This window comes from Enterobacter sp. Cy-643 (assembly GCF_011752815.1).
Lineage (GTDB): Bacteria > Pseudomonadota > Gammaproteobacteria > Enterobacterales > Enterobacteriaceae > Cedecea.
This window is the reverse complement of record NZ_VWWV01000001.1, coordinates 1,026,093-1,047,638: the sequence shown is the minus strand read 5'-3', so window position 1 is coordinate 1,047,638 and position 21,546 is coordinate 1,026,093. Positions and strand designations below refer to the sequence as shown.

At 54.4% G+C, this 21,546-nt stretch carries 20 protein-coding genes and 3 pseudogenes; 11 read left to right on the top strand and 12 right to left on the bottom strand.

Features of this window, described 5'->3' with window-relative positions; all coding sequences use genetic code 11:
- The first annotated feature begins 256 nt into the window (after positions 1-256).
- Entirely contained in the window at positions 257-1,360 is a 1,104-nt protein-coding gene (gene chaA, locus F3J29_RS04890) for a sodium-potassium/proton antiporter ChaA (RefSeq protein WP_166863464.1), read from the top strand.
- Positions 1,361-1,520: 160 nt separating this feature from the next.
- Here chaA and kdsA read toward each other — a convergent pair whose 3' ends face one another.
- The 6 genes from kdsA to hemA are packed head-to-tail and all read right to left on the bottom strand — an operon-like array spanning position 1,521 to position 6,827.
- Positions 1,521-2,375 carry a 3-deoxy-8-phosphooctulonate synthase gene (gene kdsA / locus F3J29_RS04885; RefSeq protein ID WP_166863463.1) on the bottom strand — a complete coding sequence of 285 codons (855 nt, stop codon included), beginning with the start codon at positions 2,373-2,375 and terminating at the stop codon, positions 1,521-1,523.
- Positions 2,376-2,399: 24 nt separating this feature from the next.
- Positions 2,400-3,209 (bottom strand): invasion regulator SirB1, encoded by an 810-nt coding sequence (sirB1, locus tag F3J29_RS04880; RefSeq protein WP_166863460.1) that lies wholly within the window; start codon positions 3,207-3,209, stop codon positions 2,400-2,402.
- Positions 3,210-3,211: 2 nt separating this feature from the next.
- The gene (locus F3J29_RS04875; RefSeq protein WP_008454190.1) at positions 3,212-3,601 is read right to left on the bottom strand and encodes a SirB2 family protein; all 390 of its coding nucleotides are present in this window, start codon (positions 3,599-3,601) and stop codon (positions 3,212-3,214) included.
- Positions 3,602-3,621: 20 nt separating this feature from the next.
- Complete coding sequence (gene prmC, locus F3J29_RS04870) at positions 3,622-4,452, bottom strand: peptide chain release factor N(5)-glutamine methyltransferase (RefSeq protein ID WP_166863458.1); 831 nt, start codon at positions 4,450-4,452, stop codon at positions 3,622-3,624.
- A complete protein-coding gene (prfA, locus tag F3J29_RS04865; RefSeq protein ID WP_166863456.1) occupies positions 4,452-5,534 on the bottom strand; it encodes a peptide chain release factor 1 in 1,083 nt (360 codons plus the stop codon). The genes prmC and prfA overlap by 1 nt, the downstream gene beginning before the upstream one ends.
- A gap of 36 nt (positions 5,535-5,570) precedes the next feature.
- Positions 5,571-6,827 carry a glutamyl-tRNA reductase gene (hemA, locus tag F3J29_RS04860; RefSeq protein WP_166863454.1) on the bottom strand — a complete coding sequence of 419 codons (1,257 nt, stop codon included), beginning with the start codon at positions 6,825-6,827 and terminating at the stop codon, positions 5,571-5,573.
- Between the two features lie 202 nt (positions 6,828-7,029).
- Between hemA and lolB the strand changes: the two genes are divergently transcribed.
- From lolB to dauA, 4 genes are all read left to right on the top strand, one after another.
- Positions 7,030-7,653 (top strand): lipoprotein insertase outer membrane protein LolB, encoded by a 624-nt coding sequence (gene lolB, locus F3J29_RS04855; protein ID WP_166863452.1) that lies wholly within the window; start codon positions 7,030-7,032, stop codon positions 7,651-7,653.
- A 2-nt stretch (positions 7,654-7,655) separates the two neighbouring features.
- Entirely contained in the window at positions 7,656-8,522 is an 867-nt protein-coding gene (gene ispE / locus F3J29_RS04850) for a 4-(cytidine 5'-diphospho)-2-C-methyl-D-erythritol kinase (RefSeq protein ID WP_166864963.1), read from the top strand.
- A 125-nt stretch (positions 8,523-8,647) separates the two neighbouring features.
- Positions 8,648-9,595 (top strand): ribose-phosphate diphosphokinase, encoded by a 948-nt coding sequence (prs, locus tag F3J29_RS04845; RefSeq protein ID WP_008454180.1) that lies wholly within the window; start codon positions 8,648-8,650, stop codon positions 9,593-9,595.
- Positions 9,596-9,711: 116 nt separating this feature from the next.
- Positions 9,712-11,394, top strand: coding sequence for a C4-dicarboxylic acid transporter DauA (gene dauA / locus F3J29_RS04840; protein WP_166863450.1), 1,683 nt, complete (start codon positions 9,712-9,714; stop codon positions 11,392-11,394).
- A 15-nt stretch (positions 11,395-11,409) separates the two neighbouring features.
- On the opposite strand, the gene F3J29_RS04835 is transcribed toward dauA, so the two are convergent.
- Both F3J29_RS04835 and F3J29_RS04830 read right to left on the bottom strand, forming a co-directional pair.
- Positions 11,410-11,700 (bottom strand): tautomerase family protein, encoded by a 291-nt coding sequence (locus F3J29_RS04835; RefSeq protein WP_353620542.1) that lies wholly within the window; start codon positions 11,698-11,700, stop codon positions 11,410-11,412.
- A complete protein-coding gene (locus F3J29_RS04830; protein WP_166863448.1) occupies positions 11,636-12,376 on the bottom strand; it encodes an SDR family NAD(P)-dependent oxidoreductase in 741 nt (246 codons plus the stop codon). Before F3J29_RS04830 ends, F3J29_RS04835 begins: the two co-directional genes overlap by 65 nt.
- Before the next feature lie 117 nt (positions 12,377-12,493).
- On the opposite strand from F3J29_RS04830, the gene F3J29_RS04825 reads away from it, so the two are divergent.
- Positions 12,494-13,405, top strand: coding sequence for a LysR family transcriptional regulator (locus F3J29_RS04825; protein ID WP_166863446.1), 912 nt, complete (start codon positions 12,494-12,496; stop codon positions 13,403-13,405).
- On the opposite strand, the gene F3J29_RS04820 is transcribed toward F3J29_RS04825, so the two are convergent.
- Positions 13,362-14,414, bottom strand: a complete 1,053-nt coding sequence (locus F3J29_RS04820) for a MerR family transcriptional regulator (RefSeq protein ID WP_166863444.1) — start codon at positions 14,412-14,414, stop codon at positions 13,362-13,364. The two genes, F3J29_RS04825 and F3J29_RS04820, sit on opposite strands and share 44 nt — an antisense overlap.
- Positions 14,415-14,537: 123 nt before the next feature.
- The gene (ychH, locus tag F3J29_RS04815) at positions 14,538-14,816 is read right to left on the bottom strand and encodes a stress-induced protein YchH (RefSeq protein WP_008454166.1); all 279 of its coding nucleotides are present in this window, start codon (positions 14,814-14,816) and stop codon (positions 14,538-14,540) included.
- A 274-nt stretch (positions 14,817-15,090) separates the two neighbouring features.
- Here ychH and pth point away from each other — a divergent pair, with 274 nt between their 5' ends.
- From pth to F3J29_RS04795, 4 genes and pseudogenes are all read left to right on the top strand, one after another.
- Entirely contained in the window at positions 15,091-15,675 is a 585-nt protein-coding gene (gene pth, locus F3J29_RS04810) for an aminoacyl-tRNA hydrolase (protein WP_166863443.1), read from the top strand.
- Between the two features lie 139 nt (positions 15,676-15,814).
- Positions 15,815-16,909 carry a redox-regulated ATPase YchF gene (gene ychF, locus F3J29_RS04805; RefSeq protein WP_166863441.1) on the top strand — a complete coding sequence of 365 codons (1,095 nt, stop codon included), beginning with the start codon at positions 15,815-15,817 and terminating at the stop codon, positions 16,907-16,909.
- 212 nt (positions 16,910-17,121) lie between these two features.
- Positions 17,122-17,414 (top strand): annotated as a pseudogene (locus tag F3J29_RS04800) (Arm DNA-binding domain-containing protein); the annotation flags it as partial.
- Between the two features lie 226 nt (positions 17,415-17,640).
- The gene (locus tag F3J29_RS04795; protein WP_166863439.1) at positions 17,641-18,591 is read left to right on the top strand and encodes a hypothetical protein; all 951 of its coding nucleotides are present in this window, start codon (positions 17,641-17,643) and stop codon (positions 18,589-18,591) included.
- A gap of 180 nt (positions 18,592-18,771) precedes the next feature.
- Here the strand turns inward: F3J29_RS04795 and F3J29_RS22910 are convergent.
- Positions 18,772-18,953 (bottom strand): annotated as a pseudogene (locus F3J29_RS22910) (IS91 family transposase); the annotation flags it as partial.
- Between the two features lie 122 nt (positions 18,954-19,075).
- On the opposite strand from F3J29_RS22910, the pseudogene F3J29_RS04790 reads away from it, so the two are divergent.
- Positions 19,076-19,417 (top strand): annotated as a pseudogene (locus F3J29_RS04790) (ArsC/Spx/MgsR family protein); the annotation flags it as partial.
- Positions 19,418-19,941: 524 nt separating this feature from the next.
- Here F3J29_RS04790 and F3J29_RS04785 read toward each other — a convergent pair.
- On the bottom strand, positions 19,942-21,378 hold the full coding sequence (locus tag F3J29_RS04785; protein ID WP_166863438.1) for a purine-cytosine permease family protein: 1,437 nt from the start codon (positions 21,376-21,378) through the stop codon (positions 19,942-19,944).
- Positions 21,379-21,546: the final 168 nt, after the last annotated feature.

Genomic DNA, 21,546 nt, shown 5'->3' with positions numbered 1-21,546 from the left:
TTCATGCCAATACCCGGAACAAACGCCGTAAAAAACAACGGTTATTTGATTGAATTAAATTCATATCGATATGTTTTATTTAAATTAAATAAAGAATACACGCCGTTTTGGTGCCCCAGACTTAAATTTAAATAAATGCCGTAAAAATAAGTAAATTTTTAACTAAAAGTAACGGTTTTTTGCTAGTTTATATGACTTCAAAAACCTGACTATAATGATCAAAACAGGTTATCGCCTGCAGAGATGGAGAAGTTGAATGACAAAAACACAACATGAGGCGGTAAAAACCCGCCACAAGGAGAGTTCTCTCATTTTCCCGGTACTGGCACTGGCGGTACTGGCGATATGGGGGTCAAGCCAGTCCCTGCCGGTGGTTGTCGGCATCAATATCTTGGCGCTGGTCGCCATTCTGGGCAGTGCCTTTAGCGTTGTTCGCCACGCGGACGTGCTGGCGCACCGTCTGGGTGAACCCTACGGCTCACTGATTTTGAGCCTGTCGGTCGTTATTCTTGAAGTTAGTCTGATTTCCGCGCTGATGGCCACCGGAGATGCTGCCCCGACGCTGATGCGCGACACGCTCTATTCCATCATCATGATTGTGACCGGCGGCCTTGTGGGCTTCTCCCTGCTGATGGGCGGCCGCAAATTTGCCACGCAGTACATGAACCTGTTTGGGATTAAACAGTACCTGATCGCCCTCTTCCCGCTGGCAGTGATCGTGCTGGTGTTCCCGATGGCGCTGCCGGGCGGTAATTTCTCGCTGGGTCAGTCCCTGCTTGTGGCGCTGATTTCTGCCGCCATGTACGGCGTATTCTTGCTGATTCAGACAAAAACGCACCAGAGTCTGTTTGTTTACGAGCACGAAGATGAAGGCGACAGCGATGACCCGCATCACGGTAAGCCGTCCGCACACAGTTCGGCCTGGCATACGGCCTGGCTTATCGTCCACCTGATTGCGGTAATAGCCGTCACCAAGATGAACGCTAATCCGCTGGAGCATCTTCTGGATGCGATGGACGCTCCGGCCCAGTTCACCGGCTTCCTGGTCGCCTTGCTGATTCTGTCTCCGGAAGGTTTGGGCGCGTTAAAAGCGGTGCTGAGCAACCAGGTACAGCGCGCTATGAACCTGTTCTTCGGTTCCGTGCTCGCCACCATTTCCCTGACCGTACCGGCGGTGACGCTGATTGCCTGGTTCACCGGCAACGACCTGATTTTCTCCCTCGGCATGCCGCAGATGGTGGTGATGATGGCGGCGCTGGTCCTGTGTCAGATTTCGTTCTCCACCGGCCGCACCAACGTGCTTAACGGCACCGCGCACCTGGCGCTGTTTGCCGCCTACCTGATGACAATCTTTGCCTGAATAAACGGTAAGACTGCCTGTAAGGGCAGTCTTTGGTGTTTGCGCGCCTTCCGGTCCGAGTGAGGGCATCAGGCCACGACAGACGCATTTCGCTGCCTCCCTCAAGAGCGAAACAACGATAAAAAAACCCGCCGAGGCGGGTTTTCTTTTTTTGCAGCAGTTATTTGCTGGTATCCAGCGGCTCGAAGTTCTTCACCAGATCGTCAATCGCTTTAATCTGGGTCAGGAAAGCTTCCAGCTTCGCCAGCGGCAGCGCGGATGGGCCGTCGCAGCGCGCGTTATCCGGATCCGGGTGCGCTTCAATAAACAGGCCTGCCAGGCCAGTCGCCATGCCGGCGCGAGCCAGTTCCGTTACCTGAGCACGACGACCACTTGACGCAGCACCAAACGGGTCACGGCATTGCAGCGCGTGGGTGACATCGAAAATGACCGGCGCGCCGTTAGAGACCTGCTTCATCACGCTGAAGCCCAGCATGTCGACAACCAGGTTGTCGTAGCCGAACTGCGTGCCGCGATCGCACAGGATGATTTTGTCGTTGCCGCCTTCGGCGAATTTATCCACGATGTTGCCCATTTGGCCTGGGCTAACAAACTGTGGTTTCTTCACGTTGATGACGGCACCGGTTTTGGCCATGGCTTCAACCAGGTCGGTCTGGCGAGCCAGGAATGCGGGCAGCTGAATCACGTCAACCACATCAGCCACAGGCTGAGCCTGGTGAGCTTCATGCACGTCGGTGATGATTTTCACGCCGAAGGTCTGCTTCAGCTCCTGGAAAATCTTCATGCCTTCTTCCAGGCCCGGGCCGCGGTAGGAGTGAATGGATGAACGGTTAGCTTTATCAAAAGAGGCTTTGAACACGTACGGGATACCCAGTTTTTGGGTCACGGTCACGTAGTGTTCGCAGATACGCATCGCCAGATCGCGGGACTCCAGCACGTTCATGCCGCCAAACAGCATAAACGGCAGGTCGTTTGCGACATTGATATCGCCAATGTTAACCACTTTTTGTTTCATATGTTCGCCTTATCAGGTGTGAACTTAATGCAGGGTAATCTGCTTGTGCGCAATCGAATTGATTTGCGCCTTGATCATTTCGCTAATCGGATCTTCCGGGCACTGCTCAACAAAATAGCTCAAGTCGTTGAGCGCTACGTGCTCGCAGTCCAGCTGCGCATAAATCAGGCCGCGGTCGCGAATTTCGTACGGATCTTCCGGATTAAACTGCAGCAGCACTTCGCTGGCGCGCAGCGCCATCTCCATCTGCCGCTCCTCCATCAGCGCGGATTTGAGCGTATCCAGCAGCTTGCGGATCACCTCCGCGTTGTCCGACTCGTCCAGATCTTCGTCGAACAGCTCCGCCGTCGGGTTAATATTGCCTTTAATCCAGACTTCCAGCGTGTGTTCATCCAGCGTATCGCCGTTAAACGGATTGATAAGCCACATTTCGCCGTCCATCCAGTCGGCGCGCAGAATAAGCTGCGTGGGGAAGATCACCGGCATCAGCGGAATATCAAGCTGCTCGGCAAGCCACAGTAAAATTGCCCCAAGGGAAACCGCGCTCCCCTGACGACTTTTTAAAACGTTATCCAGCCACAGGGCGTCGGACAGGCGATACACGCCGCCTGAGTCCTTAAAGCCCCATTCGCCGTAAAAGAGTTCCAGCAGTTTTTCCAGCTGCAGGTCGGGATGCGCCCCCAGACAAATCTCTTCTTTTGCCAGGTTCACCAGCTCCCCGAGCTGGGCTTTAACTTCTGCAGTCGGGAAATCATCCCGAATCAGCTGCGAAACCAGAATCATGCCCTCACAAAGCGGCGCCTGATTAAATTCGAAATCGGCTAACGACTTCATACTTACCCCAATATCGGTATTTTAGTGGTGGCGAGTTTTATGATGATGTAGAGCACCACCAGCCCCAGCAGAAAAGCAAACCAACGAACCTGCTGGCTGCGCGGGCGTTTTCCCAGCGCGATAAAACCTAAAGCGATATAGATGATAACGCCAAACAGCTTTTCAGTCAGCCACGTTCCCTGCGGCGTAAAAGGATAGAAATGCGTAACCATAACCAGCGCAAAACCGCTGATCAATAATAACGTATCATTAACGTGCGGAACGATGCGCACCCAGCGCTTGCCGGACATCACAGACCCGCGATATTGCCACCAGTAGCGTAAAACAAACAGGCTGATTGAAATAACGACGGTGAAAATATGCAGATATTTAAGTGAGAAATAAGTCGCCAAAATGTCTGTTCCTTATTGAGTCAAAGATAGCGTCCTGACGTCAGGCGATCGTTATCGCCATAATCTTTGTAGGTTGCAACCTCGGTAAAACCGGCGTCCCCCAGCAAACGCCGCACGCTTTCGCCCTGCGTCCAGCCATGCTCCAGCACCAGCCAGCCGCCGGGTTCAAGAAAACGGCGTGAATCGTTAACCAGGGTTTCTAAATCGGCCAGGCCATGATTCTCCGCTACCAGCGCGCTTTTCGGTTCAAAGCGAACGTCACCTTCACTGAGGTGCGGATCGGCTTCGTCGATATACGGTGGATTACTGACAATCAGCACAAAGCGCTGAGCATTGAGGGCGTTAAACCAGTGACTTTGCAGCACCCTGACATTGGTTATGCCCAGGTTTTCTGCGTTCGCTTTCGCCAGCGCCACCGCCTCTGGCACCACGTCCAGCGCGGTGACATCGCAGTCAGGACGTTCGCTGGCCAGCGCCAGAGCAATAGCGCCCGTCCCGGTGCCAAGATCCAAAATTGCACACGGTGAGTCCGGCAGCCTGGTTAACGCATGTTCGACGAGGCATTCAGTATCGGGGCGAGGAATCAGCGTCACCGCAGAAACGCGCAGCGGCAGCGACCAGAACTCACGTTCGCCCACCAGGTGTGCAACCGGCTCCCCGCGCTCCCGACGGGCCAGAAGTTCATTAAGCTCGGCTTGCTGGGCTGGCGTGAGAATCGTTTCACCAAAAGCGAGGATAAACGTGCGGGATTTGCCGGTGACAAACCCCAGTAAAATCTCCGCATCCCGCTTTGGGCTTTCGCTATGCGCCAGACGCTGAACGGCCTGGCGAAGCCATGACTGAAACTCCATTAATCCTGCTCGGACAGCGCCGCGAGCTGATCGGCCTGGAACTCCTGCACAATCGGCTCGATCAGGGCGTCGATTTTCCCTTCCATCACTTCATCCAAACGGTAAAGGGTCAGGTTGATGCGGTGGTCGGTCACGCGACCCTGCGGGAAGTTGTAGGTACGGTTGCGATCGGAACGGTCGCCGGAGCCCAGCAGGTTACGGCGAGTGGAAGCTTCTTCCTGCTGACGTTTGGCGACTTCAGCAGCACGAATTCGCGCGCCCAGCACGGAAAGCGCTTTGGCTTTGTTTTTATGCTGAGAACGTTCGTCCTGGCACTCCACCACAATGCCGGTCGGCAAGTGGGTAATACGGATTGCGGAGTCGGTGGTGTTAACGTGCTGCCCACCGGCGCCTGAGGAACGGAAGGTATCGATGCGCAGGTCCGCCGGGTTAATGTCCGGCAGTTCCGCCTCTGGAATTTCCGGCATCACCGCCACGGTACACGCGGAAGTATGAATCCGCCCCTGGGATTCCGTGGCCGGAACACGCTGTACGCGATGGCCACCGGACTCAAATTTCAGGCGGCCATAGACGCCCTCGCCGCTAATTTTAGCGATCACTTCTTTGAAACCGCCGTGCTCGCCTTCGTTGGCGCTGATGATTTCAACGCGCCAGCGGCGGGCTTCAGCATAGCGGCTGTACATGCGGAACAGATCGCCGGCAAACAGCGCGGCTTCGTCCCCGCCGGTGCCGGCGCGAACTTCGACAAACGCATTGCGTTCATCGTCGGGATCTTTTGGCAGCAGCAGTACCTGAAGCTGCTGCTCCAGCTCTTCGCTGCTGGCTTTAGCTTCAGCCAACTCTTCCTGCGCCATTTCGCGCATTTCAGGGTCGCCGAGCATGCTCTCTGCGGTTTCAATGTCTTCCTGTACCTGACGCCATTGCAGGAAACAGCGCGATACATCGCTTAACTGGGCATATTCACGAGACAGGGCGCGAAAGCGGTCCTGATCGGCAATAGTCGAGGCATCGCCAAGCAGGGCCTGAACTTCTTCATGGCGCTCCTGCAAGGCTTCCAGTTTGGCAACAATAGAAGGCTTCATGGGCGGTGGTTCACCTTGTAATAAGAGTTGTGTGTGCTAATCCAGCCCGAGGCTGTTACGCAGGATTTGCAGGCGTTCGTCGTCCCCGTCACGGGCAGCCTGCGTGAGCGATTTGGTTGGGGCATGAATCAGGCGATTGGTCAGTTTCCAGGCCAGATCCTGCAGTACGGATTCCGCGTCGCCGCCCTGCTGCAGGGCGGCCAGCGCTTTGGCAGCCAGGTCGTCTCTCACCTGTTCTGCCTGACTACGGTATTCACGAATGGTCTCGGAGGCGCTTTGCGCGCGCAGCCAGGCCATAAATTCACTGCATTCCTGCGCCACGATAGTTTCAGCCTCAACCGCCGCCGCTTTGCGCTGCGCGAGGTTGCTCTGAATAATGGCCTGCAGGTCGTCCACGCTGTAAAGGTAGGCGTTCGCCAGCTTACCGACTTCGGGTTCAACGTCACGCGGTACGGCGATGTCCACCAGCAGCATCGGCTGATTCCGGCGGGCTTTAAGCGCGCGTTCCATCATGCCTTTGCCGATGATAGGCAGCGGGCTGGCGGTAGAACTGATGATGATATCGGCATCCGCCAGACGCCCGTCGATTTCACTCAGGCTAATCACTTCCGCGCCGACCTCATCGGCCAGCACCTGGGCGCGTTCTCGGGTACGGTTGGCGATAATCATTTTCTCAACTTTATGCTCGCGCAAATGGCGGGCAACCAGTTCGATGGTCTCCCCGGCGCCGACCAGCAGGACGGTAACCGAGGAAAGAGATTCAAAGATTTGCCGCGCAAGCGTACAGGCGGCAAAAGCAACGGAAACGGCGCTGGCGCCAATGTCGGTTTCGGTGCGCACGCGCTTGGCAACGGAGAAGGACTTCTGGAACATGCGCTCCAGCTCGCTGGAAAGCGAGTGGCCTTTTTGGGAGTCGGCAAAGGCTTTTTTCACCTGCCCGAGGATCTGCGGCTCGCCCAGCACCAGTGAATCCAGGCCGCTCGCCACGCGCATCAGATGGCTGACGGCGTCGTTATCGTGGTGCCAGTACAGGCTTTTACGCACTTCCTCTTCGTTGAGATTGTGGTAATCACACAGCCAGCGCACCAGCCCTTCGTGCAGGTTTTCCTGTTGCTCAACGCTCAGATATAACTCGGTTCTGTTGCAGGTCGACAACACTACTCCGCCCTGAACCATAGGCTGTTCCAGCAAACTACCCAACGCCTGGTCGAGCGTGTCTGGCGAAAACGTTACACGTTCTCGCAGCGATACCGGCGCGGTTTTGTGGTTAATTCCTAACGCTAACAGGGTCATGGAGCGGTCTGAGTAATACCGATGTTGATAAGGATTTCTGGTCGCATCATACAGGATGAGCCGAATCAATAAAAGAGAGCTTCCCCTTGTGGAGTAAGTGGATGATTTATGATTTAAGACAACATGCCCGTAGACGCCCTGCCGCCTGCCCGCTAGCATGAACGGTTGACCACAAAAATGAATTTAAGGATTTGCTGCCGCTATGTTGATGCCAAAAGCCCGCCTGATGCGCCTTCTGCCCCTTGCCAGCCTCGTCCTGGCCGCCTGTTCTGTCACCCAGCCGAGTGGTCCGGGCAAGAGTCCTGACTCGCCGCAGTGGTTAGAACACCAGCAACAAGTGCGAAAAATCACCCAGTATCAAACGCGTGGCGCTTTTGCTTATCTCTCCGATAGCCAAAAGGTATATGCCCGCTTTAACTGGCAGCAAACCGCGCCGGACCGCTACCGCCTGCTGCTGACCAACCCGCTCGGCAGCACCGAACTCGAGCTTAACGCTCAGCCGGATCGGGTTCAGCTAACCGACCGCGACGGCAAACGCTACACCGCCACAGATGCGGAAGAGATGATCGGCAAGCTGACCGGGATGCCTATTCCGCTGAACAGCCTTCGCCAGTGGATGCTCGGCCTGCCGGGCGACTCCACGGACTACAAGCTGGACGATCAGTACCGCCTGCGCGAAGTAAACTACACCCAGGGCGGCAAAACCTGGAAAGTGGTGTACAGCGATTACGACAGCAAAACCCAACCTTCCCTGCCTTCCAATATGGAACTGCGCGAAGGCGACCAGCGCATCAAGCTGAAAATGGACAGCTGGACGGTGAAATAATGATTTCGCGCTGGCCTGCTCCCGCAAAACTTAACCTGTTTCTGTACATCACCGGCCGCCGTGCCGACGGCTATCACAATCTGCAGACGCTGTTTCAGTTTCTCGATTATGGCGATACGCTCACCCTCGAACCGCGTCACGACGGCGTGATTCGACTGGTGACGCCCATTTCAGGCGTGCCTGATGAAGAAAACCTGATTGTACGCGCCGCCCGGATGCTGGTGGAATACGCGGCGGAAAAAGGCACCCTGCCCGCGGGCGCAGGGGCGGATCTCGGCGTTGAGAAACGGCTGCCGATGGGCGGTGGACTGGGCGGTGGTTCTTCCAACGCGGCAACCGTGCTGGTGGCGCTGAATCATCTCTGGCAAACCGGCTGTAGCGAAGACGAACTTGCCTCACTGGGCATTCGTCTTGGTGCCGATGTACCGGTCTTTGTCAGGGGCCACGCCGCCTTTGCTGAAGGCGTCGGTGAAATCCTGACGCCGGTTGAACCTGAAGAAAAATGGTACCTGGTTGCCCATCCGGGCGTCAGTATTCCAACGCCGATCATTTTTGGCGATCCTGACCTCCCGCGCGAAACCCCGGTCAGGTCAATTACGACGTTGCTAAAATGTGAATTTGTCAACGATTGTGAGGTTATCGCAAGAAAACGTTTTCGCGAGGTTGATGCCGCGCTTTCCTGGCTGTTAGAATACGCGCCGTCGCGCCTGACCGGCACCGGCGCTTGTGTGTTTGCTGAATTTAACACCGAGCAGGCCGCCCGGCAGGTGCTTGAGCAAGCCCCGGAATGGCTGCATGGGTTTGTTGCGCGAGGCGTTAATAGATCTCCGCTGCATCAGGCCATATCCGGGCAAGCTGGGCATTGGTGACAACGTCACCTCGTTTCAGACGTTGCATCGTGCTCTTTAATACACCGCCTGGATGGGGGCTACCCCGCCCGCACATAATGCGGTAGCAACCATCCGCCACTGGACGCATGCCTGAGGTTCTTCTCGTGCCTGATATGAAGCTTTTTGCTGGTAACGCCACCCCGGAACTAGCACAACGTATTGCCAACCGCCTGTACACCTCCCTTGGTGACGCCGCCGTCGGTCGCTTTAGCGACGGTGAAGTAAGCGTACAAATCAACGAAAATGTACGCGGTGGTGATATTTTCATCATCCAGTCCACCTGTGCCCCAACGAACGACAACCTGATGGAATTGGTTGTTATGGTTGATGCCCTGCGCCGCGCATCTGCAGGTCGTATCACCGCTGTTATCCCTTACTTTGGCTACGCTCGTCAGGATCGCCGCGTGCGCTCCGCTCGTGTACCCATCACTGCGAAAGTCGTTGCTGACTTCCTCTCAAGCGTAGGGGTTGACCGTGTTCTCACCGTGGACCTGCACGCTGAACAAATCCAGGGCTTCTTTGACGTCCCGGTAGACAACGTCTTCGGTAGCCCAATTCTGCTGGAAGATATGCTGCAAATCGGCCTGGAAAACCCAATCGTGGTTTCCCCGGACATCGGCGGCGTGGTACGTGCCCGTGCTATCGCTAAGCTGCTGAACGATACCGATATGGCTATCATCGACAAGCGTCGTCCGCGCGCTAACGTTTCCCAGGTTATGCATATCATCGGTGACGTGTCCGGCCGTGATTGCGTACTGGTTGACGACATGATCGATACCGGCGGTACGCTGTGCAAAGCAGCAGAAGCGCTGAAAGAACGCGGTGCTAAACGCGTATTCGCTTATGCCACTCACCCGATCTTCTCCGGCAACGCGGTGCACAACCTGCGCAACTCGGTGATCGACGAAGTGATTGTGTGCGATACCATTCCGCTGTCTGACGAAATCAAAGCCCTGCCAAACGTCCGTACCCTGACCCTGTCCGGTATGCTGGCAGAAGCCATTCGTCGTATCAGCAACGAAGAATCTATCTCTGCGATGTTCGAACACTGATAGACGTTGCTTTTAAAACCCGCTGCGGCGGGTTTTTTCGTTTTTGCACGACTCTTTTTCAATGCCTCCTTCACCTGCCTGAACGACAGATGATGCGCTCACGGATGGAATCACAAGTGAAAACCGTATCTTCTTCTCACCTAATGCCTTTCCGCGCCCTGATTGATGCCTGCTGGCGCGAAAAGTACACCCTGTCCCGCTTTAGCCGGGATGCCATCGCCGGTGTGACCGTTGGGATCATTGCTATTCCTTTGGCTATGGCGCTGGCCATCGGCAGCGGCGTTGCGCCGCAGTACGGTCTGTATACCGCCGCCGTCGCCGGGATTGTTATCGCCCTTAGCGGCGGCTCACGCTTCAGCGTCTCCGGCCCGACAGCGGCTTTCGTGGTGATCCTCTACCCGGTCGCACAGCAGTTTGGCCTTGCGGGCCTGCTGGTTGCCACGCTGATGTCCGGGATATTCCTGATCCTGTTTGGGCTGGCACGCTTTGGGCGGCTTATCGAATACATTCCGCTGTCGGTGACGTTGGGCTTTACCTCCGGGATAGGCATCACCATTGCGACGATGCAGGTGAAAGACTTTTTCGGCCTGACGCTGGAGCACGTGCCGGAGCACTACCTGAATAAAGTCGCCGCGCTGGCGATGGCGCTGCCTACCACCAATCCAGGCGATGCCGCGATTGGCATCGTCACGCTGGCGGTGCTGATTCTCTGGCCGCGCCTGGGGCTCCGTCTGCCGGGGCATCTGCCCGCGCTGCTGGCGGGCTGCGCCGTAATGGCGATGGTGACTTCGCTGGGCGGGGAAGTTGCTACGATTGGCTCCCGGTTCCACTACGTGCTGGCCGACGGCACCCAGGGCAACGGTATTCCGCAGCTGCTGCCTCAGCTCATGCTCCCGTGGGCAATGCCCAATTCGGACTTTACGCTTAGCTGGGATTCACTCAGCGCCCTGCTGCCTGCGGCGTTCTCTATGGCCATGCTGGGTGCCATCGAATCCCTGCTTTGTGCAGTGGTGCTGGACGGCATGACCGGCACTAAGCACAACGCCAATAGCGAGCTGGTCGGCCAGGGGCTGGGAAATATTATCGCCCCGTTCTTCGGCGGCATTACTGCCACCGCAGCAATTGCCCGCTCCGCCGCCAACGTGCGTGCCGGGGCAACTTCGCCAGTGGCCGCTATTATTCACTCGCTGCTGGTGATCCTTGCCCTGCTGGCACTCGCCCCCCTGCTTTCCTGGCTTCCTCTCTCGGCGATGGCGGCCCTGCTGCTGATGGTAGCGTGGAACATGAGCGAGGCGCACAAAGTCGTCAATCTGCTGCGCCGCGCGCCAAAAGACGACATCATCGTGATGCTGATCTGCATGTCGCTGACCGTGCTGTTTGACATGGTGATTGCCATCAGCGTCGGCATTGTGCTGGCCTCGCTGCTTTTCATGCGCCGGATAGCTCGGATGACCCGCCTCGCCCCGCTTAGTAATGTGGATGTGCCTGAAAATGTGCTGGCGCTCCGCGTCACGGGGCCATTGTTCTTTGCAGCCGCCGAAGGGCTGTTCATTCAGCTGGCCCAGCAGGTGCCGGGGCATCGGGTGGTTATTCTGCAATGGGATGCGGTTCCGGTGCTGGACGCAGGGGGTCTGGATGCCTTCCAGCGCTTTGTAGAGAAAATGCCGGAAGGCTGCGAACTACGGGTGACGAACCTTGAATTCCAGCCGCTGCGCACGCTCGCGCGGGCTGGCGTGAAACCCATTCCCGGCCGCCTTGCGTTCTTCCCGGACGTTCAGGCCGCACTGGCCGCCAATTAGCGGCCAGGTTCGCTCCTACTCCTGCCCGGCTTCGCGTCGCCGCCGGGCGCTCACGCTTTCACGGTTCACGCCCCAGTTGTCGGTTTCAACCTCGTCGATAACCACAAAGGTGTCGGCGGGCTTTTTGTTTAATACCTGCTCCAGCAGGTCGGTGACGCCCTCAATCAGCGCCAGCTTTTGCTCTGCGCTAACACCTTCCCGGGTGACGCGAATATTAACGTATGGCATAGCGGCGCTCCTGTTACCAAACCCCGGCGGTGCTGCCGCCGTCCACGGCCATGACCGTGCCGCTGACGAACTGTGAATCCGTCAGATACAGTACCGCGTTTACCACATCCTGCACGGTGCCTGTCTTTCCGCTCGGCGACAGCGTGCTGAGAAAACCTATTGAACCTGAATAATCCGCGTGCAGTGGCGTTTCGATAATGCCAGGCGCAACGGCGTTAACCCGCACATTATCCGCCGCCAGCTCTAAAGCCAGCGCCCTGGTCGCCTGATTCAGACCGCCCTTCACCATTACCGGCAGCAAAGCCGGCACCTTGACGTTGGGCTGCATGGCCACGCTCGCCGTGATGTTCACAATATGGCCCGCCTTATTCTGGCTCATATGGCTGGCGGCCAGCTGGGACGGGAACAGAAACCCTTTCAGGTTGGTGTTAATCAACGCGTCAATATCCTGCTCGCTGTAGTCGCTCGCCGGTTTGGGGATAAAGATCCCGGCGTTATTGATCAGAATATCCACGCGGCCAAAAGCGGCGATAGCCTGCTTAAACAGCGTTTCTGCGGTGCTCTTCAGCGCAATATCTCCGGCCACCGGCAGGAAATTGGCCGGATTGCCGAGGCTTGCCGCCGCCGTTTCTAAGCGCTTCAGCGTGCGGCCATTGCCGACAACATTGTAGCCGCGCGCCAGATAAGCCTGGGCGATAGCCAGACCGATGCCGCTTGAAGCGCCGGTCACAATAACGGTTGGGGTTGAGTTCATGATTTGCTCCTGTGGGTGAATGTGGAGCTCACTATACTTATGACACAATGACCGATAAATTAGCCATCCGTAACATGACAAGATACCTCATGTAATAAATAGAAAGAGAACATCGGAATGAAACGCCACTTCGAAGAGATGCAGATCGGCACGCTGGAACTGTTTTGCCAGGCCGCGGAACAGCTGAGCTTTAGCGCGGCGGCAAATTTCATGGGGATCACGCCCGCGGCGGTCAGCCGTTCTATCGCCCGCCTGGAAGAACGTTTAGGCGTGCGCCTGTTCGTGCGTACAACCCGCCAGATAAGGCTGACAGAAAGCGGGGAGCGGTATTTCCGCCAGTGCCAGCATGCGCTGCAGCAGCTCAGGGAGGCGGAGCGGGAAGTCACCGGCGCGCAGAGAGAACCCGCCGGGGTGCTGCGAATCAGCCTCCCTACCCCGTATGCACATCATCGAGTGCTGCCGCTGCTGCCGGAATTCAGGCAGCTTTACCCCCGCGTGTCGGTGCAGGTTCACATCAGCAACCGCAACATCGACTTTGCCGATGAAAGTTACGACATTGCCATTCGCGGCCGCTCGCCTCAGGACTCATCGCTGATTGCCCGCAAGCTCGAAGATGCGGAGCTTATCACCGTGGCTTCCCCGGCCTATTTAGCCCGGGCGGGAATGCCGAAAACGCTGGACGACTTAAATCACCACGAGTGCATCCAGTTTGAGCTGCCGAGCACCGGGCGAAAAGTGCCGTGGACGTTTAGCGTCAACGGCAAAGATACCGACATTTTTACCCGCGGCAGCTTTACCTGTGCGGAAGACGTACTGGGGATTGTGACGCTTGCCAGAAGCGGCGCGGGCCTGATTCAGACCTACCGATTCATCCTGGAGCAGGATGTGGCCGACGGGACGCTGGTTGAGGTGCTGCCCGAGTACGGCGGCACCTCACGCCCGTTTATTTTACTCTACCCGCACGCCCGCCATCTCTCCTTACGCGTCAGGAGCCTGGTTGATTTCTTAGTCCAGCGGCTTGGAACATAGCGCCAATCGCCCGCTGCAGCCAGGCCAGCACCTCCGGCGTCATCCAGGTGCCTTTGGCAAGCTCTGGTTCGTTCGCCATCGCGGTACGGAATTTTTGCTGCGTCTGCGGCGACTGACCGGCAAACGACTGAAACAGTTCCAGCCAGCGGCGTGCGAGCGTCTGTGCCTGTTCGGATTCAGGCTGCACGCCTGCCGCATTGGCCTTGCGCACTGCGGCCACCAGCGGCGGCCACTCCTGCATACGGTCGAAATAGTGGCGGCTGGTGAAGGCAAACTCCTCATCGTTGAGATAGCGCCGGTAAATCTTCAGCTTGCTGTGGCCGAATGCGTGCGTTACGAATTCGGTCAGCGCCGGCGAAATCCCGGTCTGGCGGGCCATGTCCGGCTCAGCCTGATGCATTTTGTTCAGGCGAACCAGAAAATCCGGTTCACCCGCCGTGTCACGCTCCAGCATTTCCATCCAGCGCGTAGCCAGACGCTGCGCCCGATCGTCATCTGGCGGAACGCCTTGCGCATGCAGCCCGCCCACCTCGTCTACAAGTTGCTTCCATTCCTCATCACGGCGGCTATCAGCCTGCGCAAAAGGCAGGCGCTCTAATTCTTCTTTTGAAAAATAGCGATCGTACATCGTCATTAACTCCAGGGTAGTCAGCCATTCCTCGAGGTCAGGTTCTGCGCCGCTGCGCAAGGTTTCACGCAGCGTAACCAGCCGCTGGCGCAGCACGGCGATGTCAGCCAGCTGGCCATCCAGCACGGAGATCTGCGAATCCAGGATCTCCTGAAGCGACAGCGCCTGACGCTCGAGACAGTCGCGCACCTCACTCAGGCTCATCCCCATTCGGCTCAGCGCCTGAATATGATGCAGCCTGGCGATATCCAGCCGGTTATACAGCCGATAACCCGCCGCGGTGCGGGCAGAAGGCAGCAACAGGCCTATAGCTTCATAGTGGTGTAGCGTCCGTACCGTGATCCCGGCACGCTTTGCCAGTTCACCTACTTTGAACAACATATCCTGCTCCTTTTGGCTTCTGCTGAGGGGGAGTGTGCAGCCTCACGTTACGTGAGGGTCAATCCGTTAAGCATAAAAAAAACGGCTCCTGAAAAGGAGCCGTTCTTCAAAATCTGCTAAATATTAGCTGTGGCGATGGTGCTCGTCGCGGCGGCAGCGTTTATCGTAATGGCGCACCCACCAGTAACGATCGCACACTTGTTCACGACCACCAATACGTGCCCCGGCGAGCCAAAGTACGGCCCCAACGAAGATGCTCAGCACGGCGCCGTGGGCGAAAAACTGCGGCAGGTTTAGCTGCGGGAGCTGGTTCAGAATTGAATAGCCCACGCCGACCACCATCACAACCAGTCCCAATCCCATGAGGACATTACCGAGTAACGAAGCGTTTCTGCGTTTCATATGTCACCTCCGCACGATTACGGGTCGGTGGGGAACATCCCCTATCCTTGTGACTAAAGTATAGACAATACCCCTAAACAGCGTGTGCGGGAGCGATCACAATTACGAATGAAAGACCTACAAAAGTTTACAAATAAGCGTCTGAGTTACTTGAAATTCTAATGGTTCAGATCGTCAACTATTCAAGAATGTGTCGGTGGGGGGATTGCGCTTTGTCAACGCCGCCCTCGCGCAGTAAACTACGCGGCTGTGAACGGTTTTCAGGAATTTAAACGTGAGCATTAAATTAATTGTCGGCCTGGCCAATCCAGGCGCTGAATATGCAGCGACCCGCCATAATGCCGGGGCCTGGTATGTGGATTTACTGGCCGAGCGCCACAATCAGTCGCTGAAAGAAGAAGCAAAATTCTTTGGCTATACCGCCCGCATTAATCTTGGTGGAGAAGACGTCCGCCTGCTGGTTCCAACCACGTTTATGAACCTCAGCGGAAAAGCAGTTGCCGCCATGGCCACCTTCTTCCGCATCGCCCCGGACGAAATTCTGGTGGCCCACGATGAATTGGATCTCCCGCCGGGTGTGGCAAAATTTAAGCTGGGTGGCGGCCACGGCGGGCACAACGGCCTGAAGGACATTATCAGCAAACTCGGCAATAACCCGAACTTTCACCGGTTACGCGTGGGGATTGGTCATCCGGGCGATAAAAACAAAGTTGTCGGCTTTGTGCTCGGCAAACCGCCGGTCAGCGAACAGAAGCTTATCGACGACGCAGTAGACGAAGCGGCGCGCTGCACCGAAGTCTGGCTGAAAGAAGGCCTGGCCAAAGCAACCAATCGTCTGCACGCCTTTAAAGCACAATAAACCGGCCTTCTCCGCACCGGGAAAGGATTTCCACGCCCGCTGGCGGCGGTTTAAGTGTATAATGCGCAAAGTTATCTACATTTTTTCAATGAAAACAGTTAAATTCATTGATTATCAAGCAATTAAGGTGATTTAAACCATGGGATTCAAATGCGGTATCGTCGGCTTGCCGAACGTTGGTAAATCCACGCTGTTCAACGCCCTGACCAAAGCAGGTATTGAAGCGGCTAACTTCCCGTTCTGTACCATCGAGCCGAACACGGGCGTGGTGCCAATGCCGGACCCGCGTCTGGACAAGCTGGCCGAAATCGTTAAACCGCAGCGTATTCTGCCGACCACCATGGAGTTCGTGGACATCGCCGGCCTGGTGAAAGGCGCATCGAAAGGTGAAGGCCTGGGCAACCAGTTCCTGACCAACATTCGTGAAACCGAAGCTATCGGCCACGTTGTACGCTGCTTCGAGAACGACAACATCATCCACGTAAACAATAAAGTGGATCCGGCTGACGACATCGAGGTTATCAACACCGAGCTGGCGCTGTCTGACCTGGACACCTGCGAGCGCGCGATTCATCGCGTGCAGAAGAAAGCCAAAGGCGGCGACAAAGACGCTAAAGCCGAACTGGCCGCGCTGGAAAAATGCCTGCCGCAGCTGGAAAACGCCGGTATGCTGCGCGCGCTGAAAACGCTGACCGAAGAAGATAAGGCGGCGATCAAATACCTGAGCTTCCTGACCCTGAAGCCAACCATGTACATCGCCAACGTTAACGAAGACGGTTTTGAAAACAACCCGTACCTCGATAAAGTCCGTGAAATCGCCGCGGGCGAAGGTTCCGTTGTGGTTGCCGTGTGCGCCGCCGTAGAGTCCGACATCGCCGAGCTGGACGACGCCGACCGCGAAGAGTTCATGGCCGAGCTGGGCCTGGAAGAGCCGGGCCTGAACCGCGTGATCCGCGCAGGCTACGAGCTGCTGAACCTGCAAACTTACTTCACCGCTGGCGTGAAAGAAGTGCGCGCGTGGACCATCCCTGTCGGCGCTACCGCTCCGCAGGCAGCGGGCAAAATCCACACCGACTTCGAAAAAGGCTTCATCCGCGCGCAAACCATCGCCTATGAAGACTTCATCACTTACAAAGGCGAGCAAGGCGCAAAAGAAGCCGGCAAAATGCGCGCCGAAGGTAAAGACTACGTCGTGAAAGACGGCGACGTGATGAACTTCTTGTTCAACGTCTAAATAAAGTTTGTCGTCTCATGAGGTTTCGCTGAATCTCATGACAACGGTAAAAACCTATAAAATCCACGCAATTGCGTGGATTTTTCATTTCATAATGTCAACTCATCTCGTAAAAACGCTGTCAAAAATGCGTACATGGATGAGTACAACATTCTTCCATCTTCATTTAAAGTGAGTACAAAAACGGTATAATAAATAAACAAGGCTCCGTTATGCCCACCGATACGCAATGCCGCACTGCCAAGCCGTAAGAAAAACTCTATCGACTTAATGATTTTAACGGTCACTACCTCGAAGTGAAACCCAATGGCAAAAAGGCATGGCGCTATCGGTTTAACTCAACGGTAAATCCAGCATGTTTGCGCTGGGTCAGTACCCGACGGTCAAACTTGCCGAAGCTCGCGAAAAATGTGAGCAAGCGCGTGAACAAGTCGCGGATGGAGTTAGCCCGACACAGGCTCGCCAGTTAGACAAGATCCGCAAGGTCAATGACGCATCCAATACTGACGATAATATCAACAGGATAATGCAGACGGTAAAAGGCGTTTCGGATCAGAGACATGGGCAGATAACATCAAAATGAAAACAGCATGTTACCCGACACCGCTTAATGCGACAGAACCGTTAAAACGTAGAATTTGTCAATTAAGACGGAATTAAGACGGTTTATGTTGTCCTCCCCCCCTCAATAATTAACATATATTCTCCATGTGTTAATTATTGAGAGAATCATGTCTAATTTATTTAAAATTAAACTAAAAAAATTTGATGAAAAACTGGACAATAGAAAAATAGCTGAATTCCAGGATGAATATGTTAAAAGGAAAAATAAAGAACTCGAGACCAGGAAGTTATTAACCAACTGGAAACACCGTATTGGCGATGGCGGAGATCTTAAAATCATTCATACGATCAGCGGTTCAGGAAGTGTGAGTTCCATTGGTCGAAATACAATCTCACCCTTTTCACAACGTCGTATTGAGGATGTATTAAGTGGATGGGACGTTATTTCATGTTCCTGTGTTATGAAACGACTTCCAACAGACACACCTCGGAAAGGTGGTGTTGGCGCTCTTAGCATTGAACTGGACTTGGATGTGCCAATTCAGAATATCCTTGGGGTGCATCCGAATGATGTTGCTTTCCCTAACTTTGCAGGTAGAGAAGGAGGTCTTCCTCAAGGGCGGATTTTAAACAGTTATGCATTGGCTGACTCCATATTCCAGGGCAAGGCAAGACCTACTGTATCCAATTATATTATGGATAAGCCTTACAATAGCTTATTGCCTGCCGAGGTTATTTATGACAACCTCATTAACCGCAGGTCAAGATATAATGAAATACTTGTAATTGGTCGTTCAGGTATAAATATACACTCTGGATTTCAACCGACAGAAAAAATAAAATTAAATGGTATTTCTTACCGTCCTAAATATCCAGTAATTGATAAGATTTTCGGTGGTCAAACATATCACCATCAAGAGTTAAGATTAATTTTAGAGGACCTATCATTTATTAAAAAACTATTGCAGATAAATAATCTGGAATACTTTAACTCCAGCTTATCAATAAGAGGCCTCGAAAATAACGCGCGTTTTAATGCAATCCTTCAGAATGCAGGATTTGAGCGACACCACACTAATCCTCAGTTATTTAAAGTTACACGGGATAGTTTCGCTTAATAGTCATACTCTACGGAGTATTATTTCGTTCATTGTTAGGAAACTGAATTATCGCCTTAAAAATCTCCTGACCTTGAATTTTTTTGCCGGAGGTCCTCTTATGGCGTGCGAACGGGCAGGTTATGGTGAAAAATGCGGATTTCGGCTCATTTCAGCCTGAAAACCATTTTTCAGGCGAGCTTACCCTGCTGCCCGTGCCAGAAGCCATCGCTTTCGGGCTATCCCGTGCAGCCTTTCCGACACTAACTCCGACGCGTGCCTACCGACTTGGGCGCTGACAAAGAGCAGCCGGGCTTCTCCGGTTTTTTCCTCGGCTCCATCTGCAGGGCTTCGTACACTTTCGGCAGCAATTCGCTCCGTTTCGAGGTTTGACGCTCAATGGAACGAAAACTCAGGTTCTGTCGCGTTAACGACAGGAATTCAGCAAAAGTTGCGTTGACGGTTTTTAGGCAGCCAGCAAGTAGAATTGTTCCGCGGGTGATAACCGACGATAATTTATTATCTTGATACGCCACCAATCCGTGATGAGCTGATTAAACTTATTTCAGATATGGGAATTACGGTGCGTGCATTACTGCGTAAGAATGTTGAGCCTTATGAACAGTTGGCGCTTGATGAAGAGAAATTTAGTGATGAGCAGTTGATTGATTTCATGCTTCAACATCCGATCCTGATTAATCGGCCGGTAGTCGTTACGCCGCTTGGCACTCGCCTTTGCCGTCCTTCAGAAATAGTGCTGGATATTCTACCGGAAGGTCAGAAAGGAGTGTTTACCAAAGAGGATGGCGAGAAGGTCATTGACGAAACGGGGAAACGGATTAAGTAAGCTACCCACTTCGTAATATCGGACGCCTGTTAACGCTATGCTGGCGTCCGCTCTTCGCTCAAAGCGAAAATGGATCACTTGTCGGATATGCACATCGTGCTCCAATGCGCATATCCCATTTGATTGATAACGTAATACGCCCTTATCCGAGAGCTCAGATAGTTAAATTCAATAAAGTAAGCTAGTCCTTCACCTTCATCGTGAAACCAAACATACCCCGTCTATCTCAAATTTTATTTTCATTTAATTTACTCAACCAGAACAATAAAGTTGAGCACTTCTGATCTCCGTCAACAAGTCACGCTTTACCTTTACGGAGGATAAGCATGCTGAGATTTGCCGCCAACTGGCAGAGCGTAGACAAAGGAATATCCACTCCGGAGAGACGGCGGAAAAATTAGATCAACCCGCAACGATAAATTAATCCAGACATAATAAATAACGCGCCCGCTCGTTCAATAAACGCTTTCTTACTGCCATAAAAAATCCACGCTCAGGCGTGGATTTATTTCAACAAAGAAGAATCAGCGCTCAGCGCTATTCGGGTAAACCGTCGCCGCCGGCAGAACGCGTTTATCCAGGCGGTGCAGGCCATAATAGAGAATGGCGGTGCCGAACCAGCCGATAATCCACGACACATCGTTGCCGTCGAAGATCCACGTCAGCGAGCCGTGAAACAGCGGGTTTTCGATGAACGGCAGCTGAATCAGCACCCCGACGGTATAAACCCCTATGCCAAACAGGTTCCAGCGGCCATAGCGTTTCTCGGCATCAAACAAGGCGGGAATATCTACGGCCCGGGACGAAATAAAAAAGTAATCGGTCAAGCTGATGGCGCTCCATGGCACAAAGAAGGCCAGCAAGAACAGCAGGAAATGGGTGAAGTGTTTCAGGAATGCTGGTTCGCTCAGCAGCGCAATGATGCATGATGCCGCCACCATCAGCACCACAAACAGAATGCGGTTCTTCTGGCTCAGGGTCACCTGCTTGCGGAATCCGGACACAATGGTGGTCAGCGACATAAAGCTGCCGTAGGCGTTCAGCGTGGTAAACGTAATTTTGCCAAAGCAGATAGCAAAATAAATCAGCATTGCCATGGTTTCGGTTTTGCCCAGCCCCACAATGTAGCCAACTTCGTGTCCGGAAAAGGCGCTCCCGGCAATCGCAGCGGTGATAACGCCCAGCGTCATTGAAGCCTGAGTCCCCATTACGGTGCCGCTGAACACCGAGAAAAATACCTTCGGACCAGACACGTCTCGCGGCAGGTAGCGCGAATAATCGGACACATAGGGGCAAAACGCAATTTGCCAGGAAGAAGACAGCGACACCGCCAGCAAAAACATCGGCATGGAGAAATGGTTATTTTGCACAATAGCCGTGAGATCGGTGTTGAACAGCAGGGAGCCAAACAGCCAGGCAAAAGCCAGTACGCCAACGACGCTGGCGACCTTCCCGAGCTTATGGATCACACGATAGCCAAGCACGGCAATGACGATGATAATGGCGCTGAACAAAATCATCCCGCTGACGTCGCTTATCGACAGCAAATGCGCCATCGCCTGCCCCGCCAGCACGGTGCCGCTGGCCGAAAATCCGATATACATAATGCACACCAGCACCAGCGGAATGACCGCCCCATAAACGCCAAACTGCGCCCGGGAGATGATCATCTGCGGCAGGCCAAGACGCGGCCCCTGCAAAGCGTGGAAGGACATGATCGATGCCCCCAGAACCTGCCCCACGAACAGCCCCACCAGCGACCAGACGACGTCGCCGCCCAGCACCACGGCAAGCGCGCCAGTCACAATCGCGGTGATCTGCAAATTGCCGCCAAACCAAAGAGTAAACTGGCTAAAAGGATGCCCGTGGCGTTCCCCGTCCGGAATGTAATCAATAGATCGGCTCTCGCTTAGACGTGAGCTCTTTTTGGACTGTTCTTCTGTGGATGAAAAGGAAGACATAACGACCTCGCTGAACCTGATTAAACACCGGAAAACCCATCGCACATCAAATGATCACTCATGTATATACAAGCAATACGCGCAAACCACACCCTGCTGATAATGAATTTGCGAACCAAGTTGTAGATTTTATGTAACCAAATTGATGTGCGGATGTACCAATATGAA

Excerpts from the sequence above, each read along its gene's own strand:
- F3J29_RS04795 (WP_166863439.1), top strand. The coding sequence starts at position 17,641 with ATGTCTAATTTATTTAAAATTAAACTAAAAAAATTTGATGAAAAACTG.
- lolB (WP_166863452.1), top strand. The coding sequence starts at position 7,030 with ATGTTGATGCCAAAAGCCCGCCTGATGCGCCTTCTGCCCCTTGCCAGC.
- prmC (WP_166863458.1), bottom strand. The coding sequence starts at position 4,452 with ATGGAGTTTCAGTCATGGCTTCGCCAGGCCGTTCAGCGTCTGGCGCAT.
- F3J29_RS04785 (WP_166863438.1), bottom strand. The coding sequence starts at position 21,378 with ATGTCTTCCTTTTCATCCACAGAAGAACAGTCCAAAAAGAGCTCACGT.
- ychF (WP_166863441.1), top strand. The coding sequence starts at position 15,815 with ATGGGATTCAAATGCGGTATCGTCGGCTTGCCGAACGTTGGTAAATCC.
- F3J29_RS04825 (WP_166863446.1), top strand. The coding sequence starts at position 12,494 with ATGAAACGCCACTTCGAAGAGATGCAGATCGGCACGCTGGAACTGTTT.
- prfA (WP_166863456.1), bottom strand. The coding sequence starts at position 5,534 with ATGAAGCCTTCTATTGTTGCCAAACTGGAAGCCTTGCAGGAGCGCCAT.
- chaA (WP_166863464.1), top strand. The coding sequence starts at position 257 with ATGACAAAAACACAACATGAGGCGGTAAAAACCCGCCACAAGGAGAGT.
- F3J29_RS04830 (WP_166863448.1), bottom strand. The coding sequence starts at position 12,376 with ATGAACTCAACCCCAACCGTTATTGTGACCGGCGCTTCAAGCGGCATC.
- sirB1 (WP_166863460.1), bottom strand. The coding sequence starts at position 3,209 with ATGAAGTCGTTAGCCGATTTCGAATTTAATCAGGCGCCGCTTTGTGAG.
- hemA (WP_166863454.1), bottom strand. The coding sequence starts at position 6,827 with ATGACCCTGTTAGCGTTAGGAATTAACCACAAAACCGCGCCGGTATCG.
- ychH (WP_008454166.1), bottom strand. The coding sequence starts at position 14,816 with ATGAAACGCAGAAACGCTTCGTTACTCGGTAATGTCCTCATGGGATTG.
- F3J29_RS04820 (WP_166863444.1), bottom strand. The coding sequence starts at position 14,414 with ATGTTGTTCAAAGTAGGTGAACTGGCAAAGCGTGCCGGGATCACGGTA.
- kdsA (WP_166863463.1), bottom strand. The coding sequence starts at position 2,375 with ATGAAACAAAAAGTGGTTAACATTGGCGATATCAATGTCGCAAACGAC.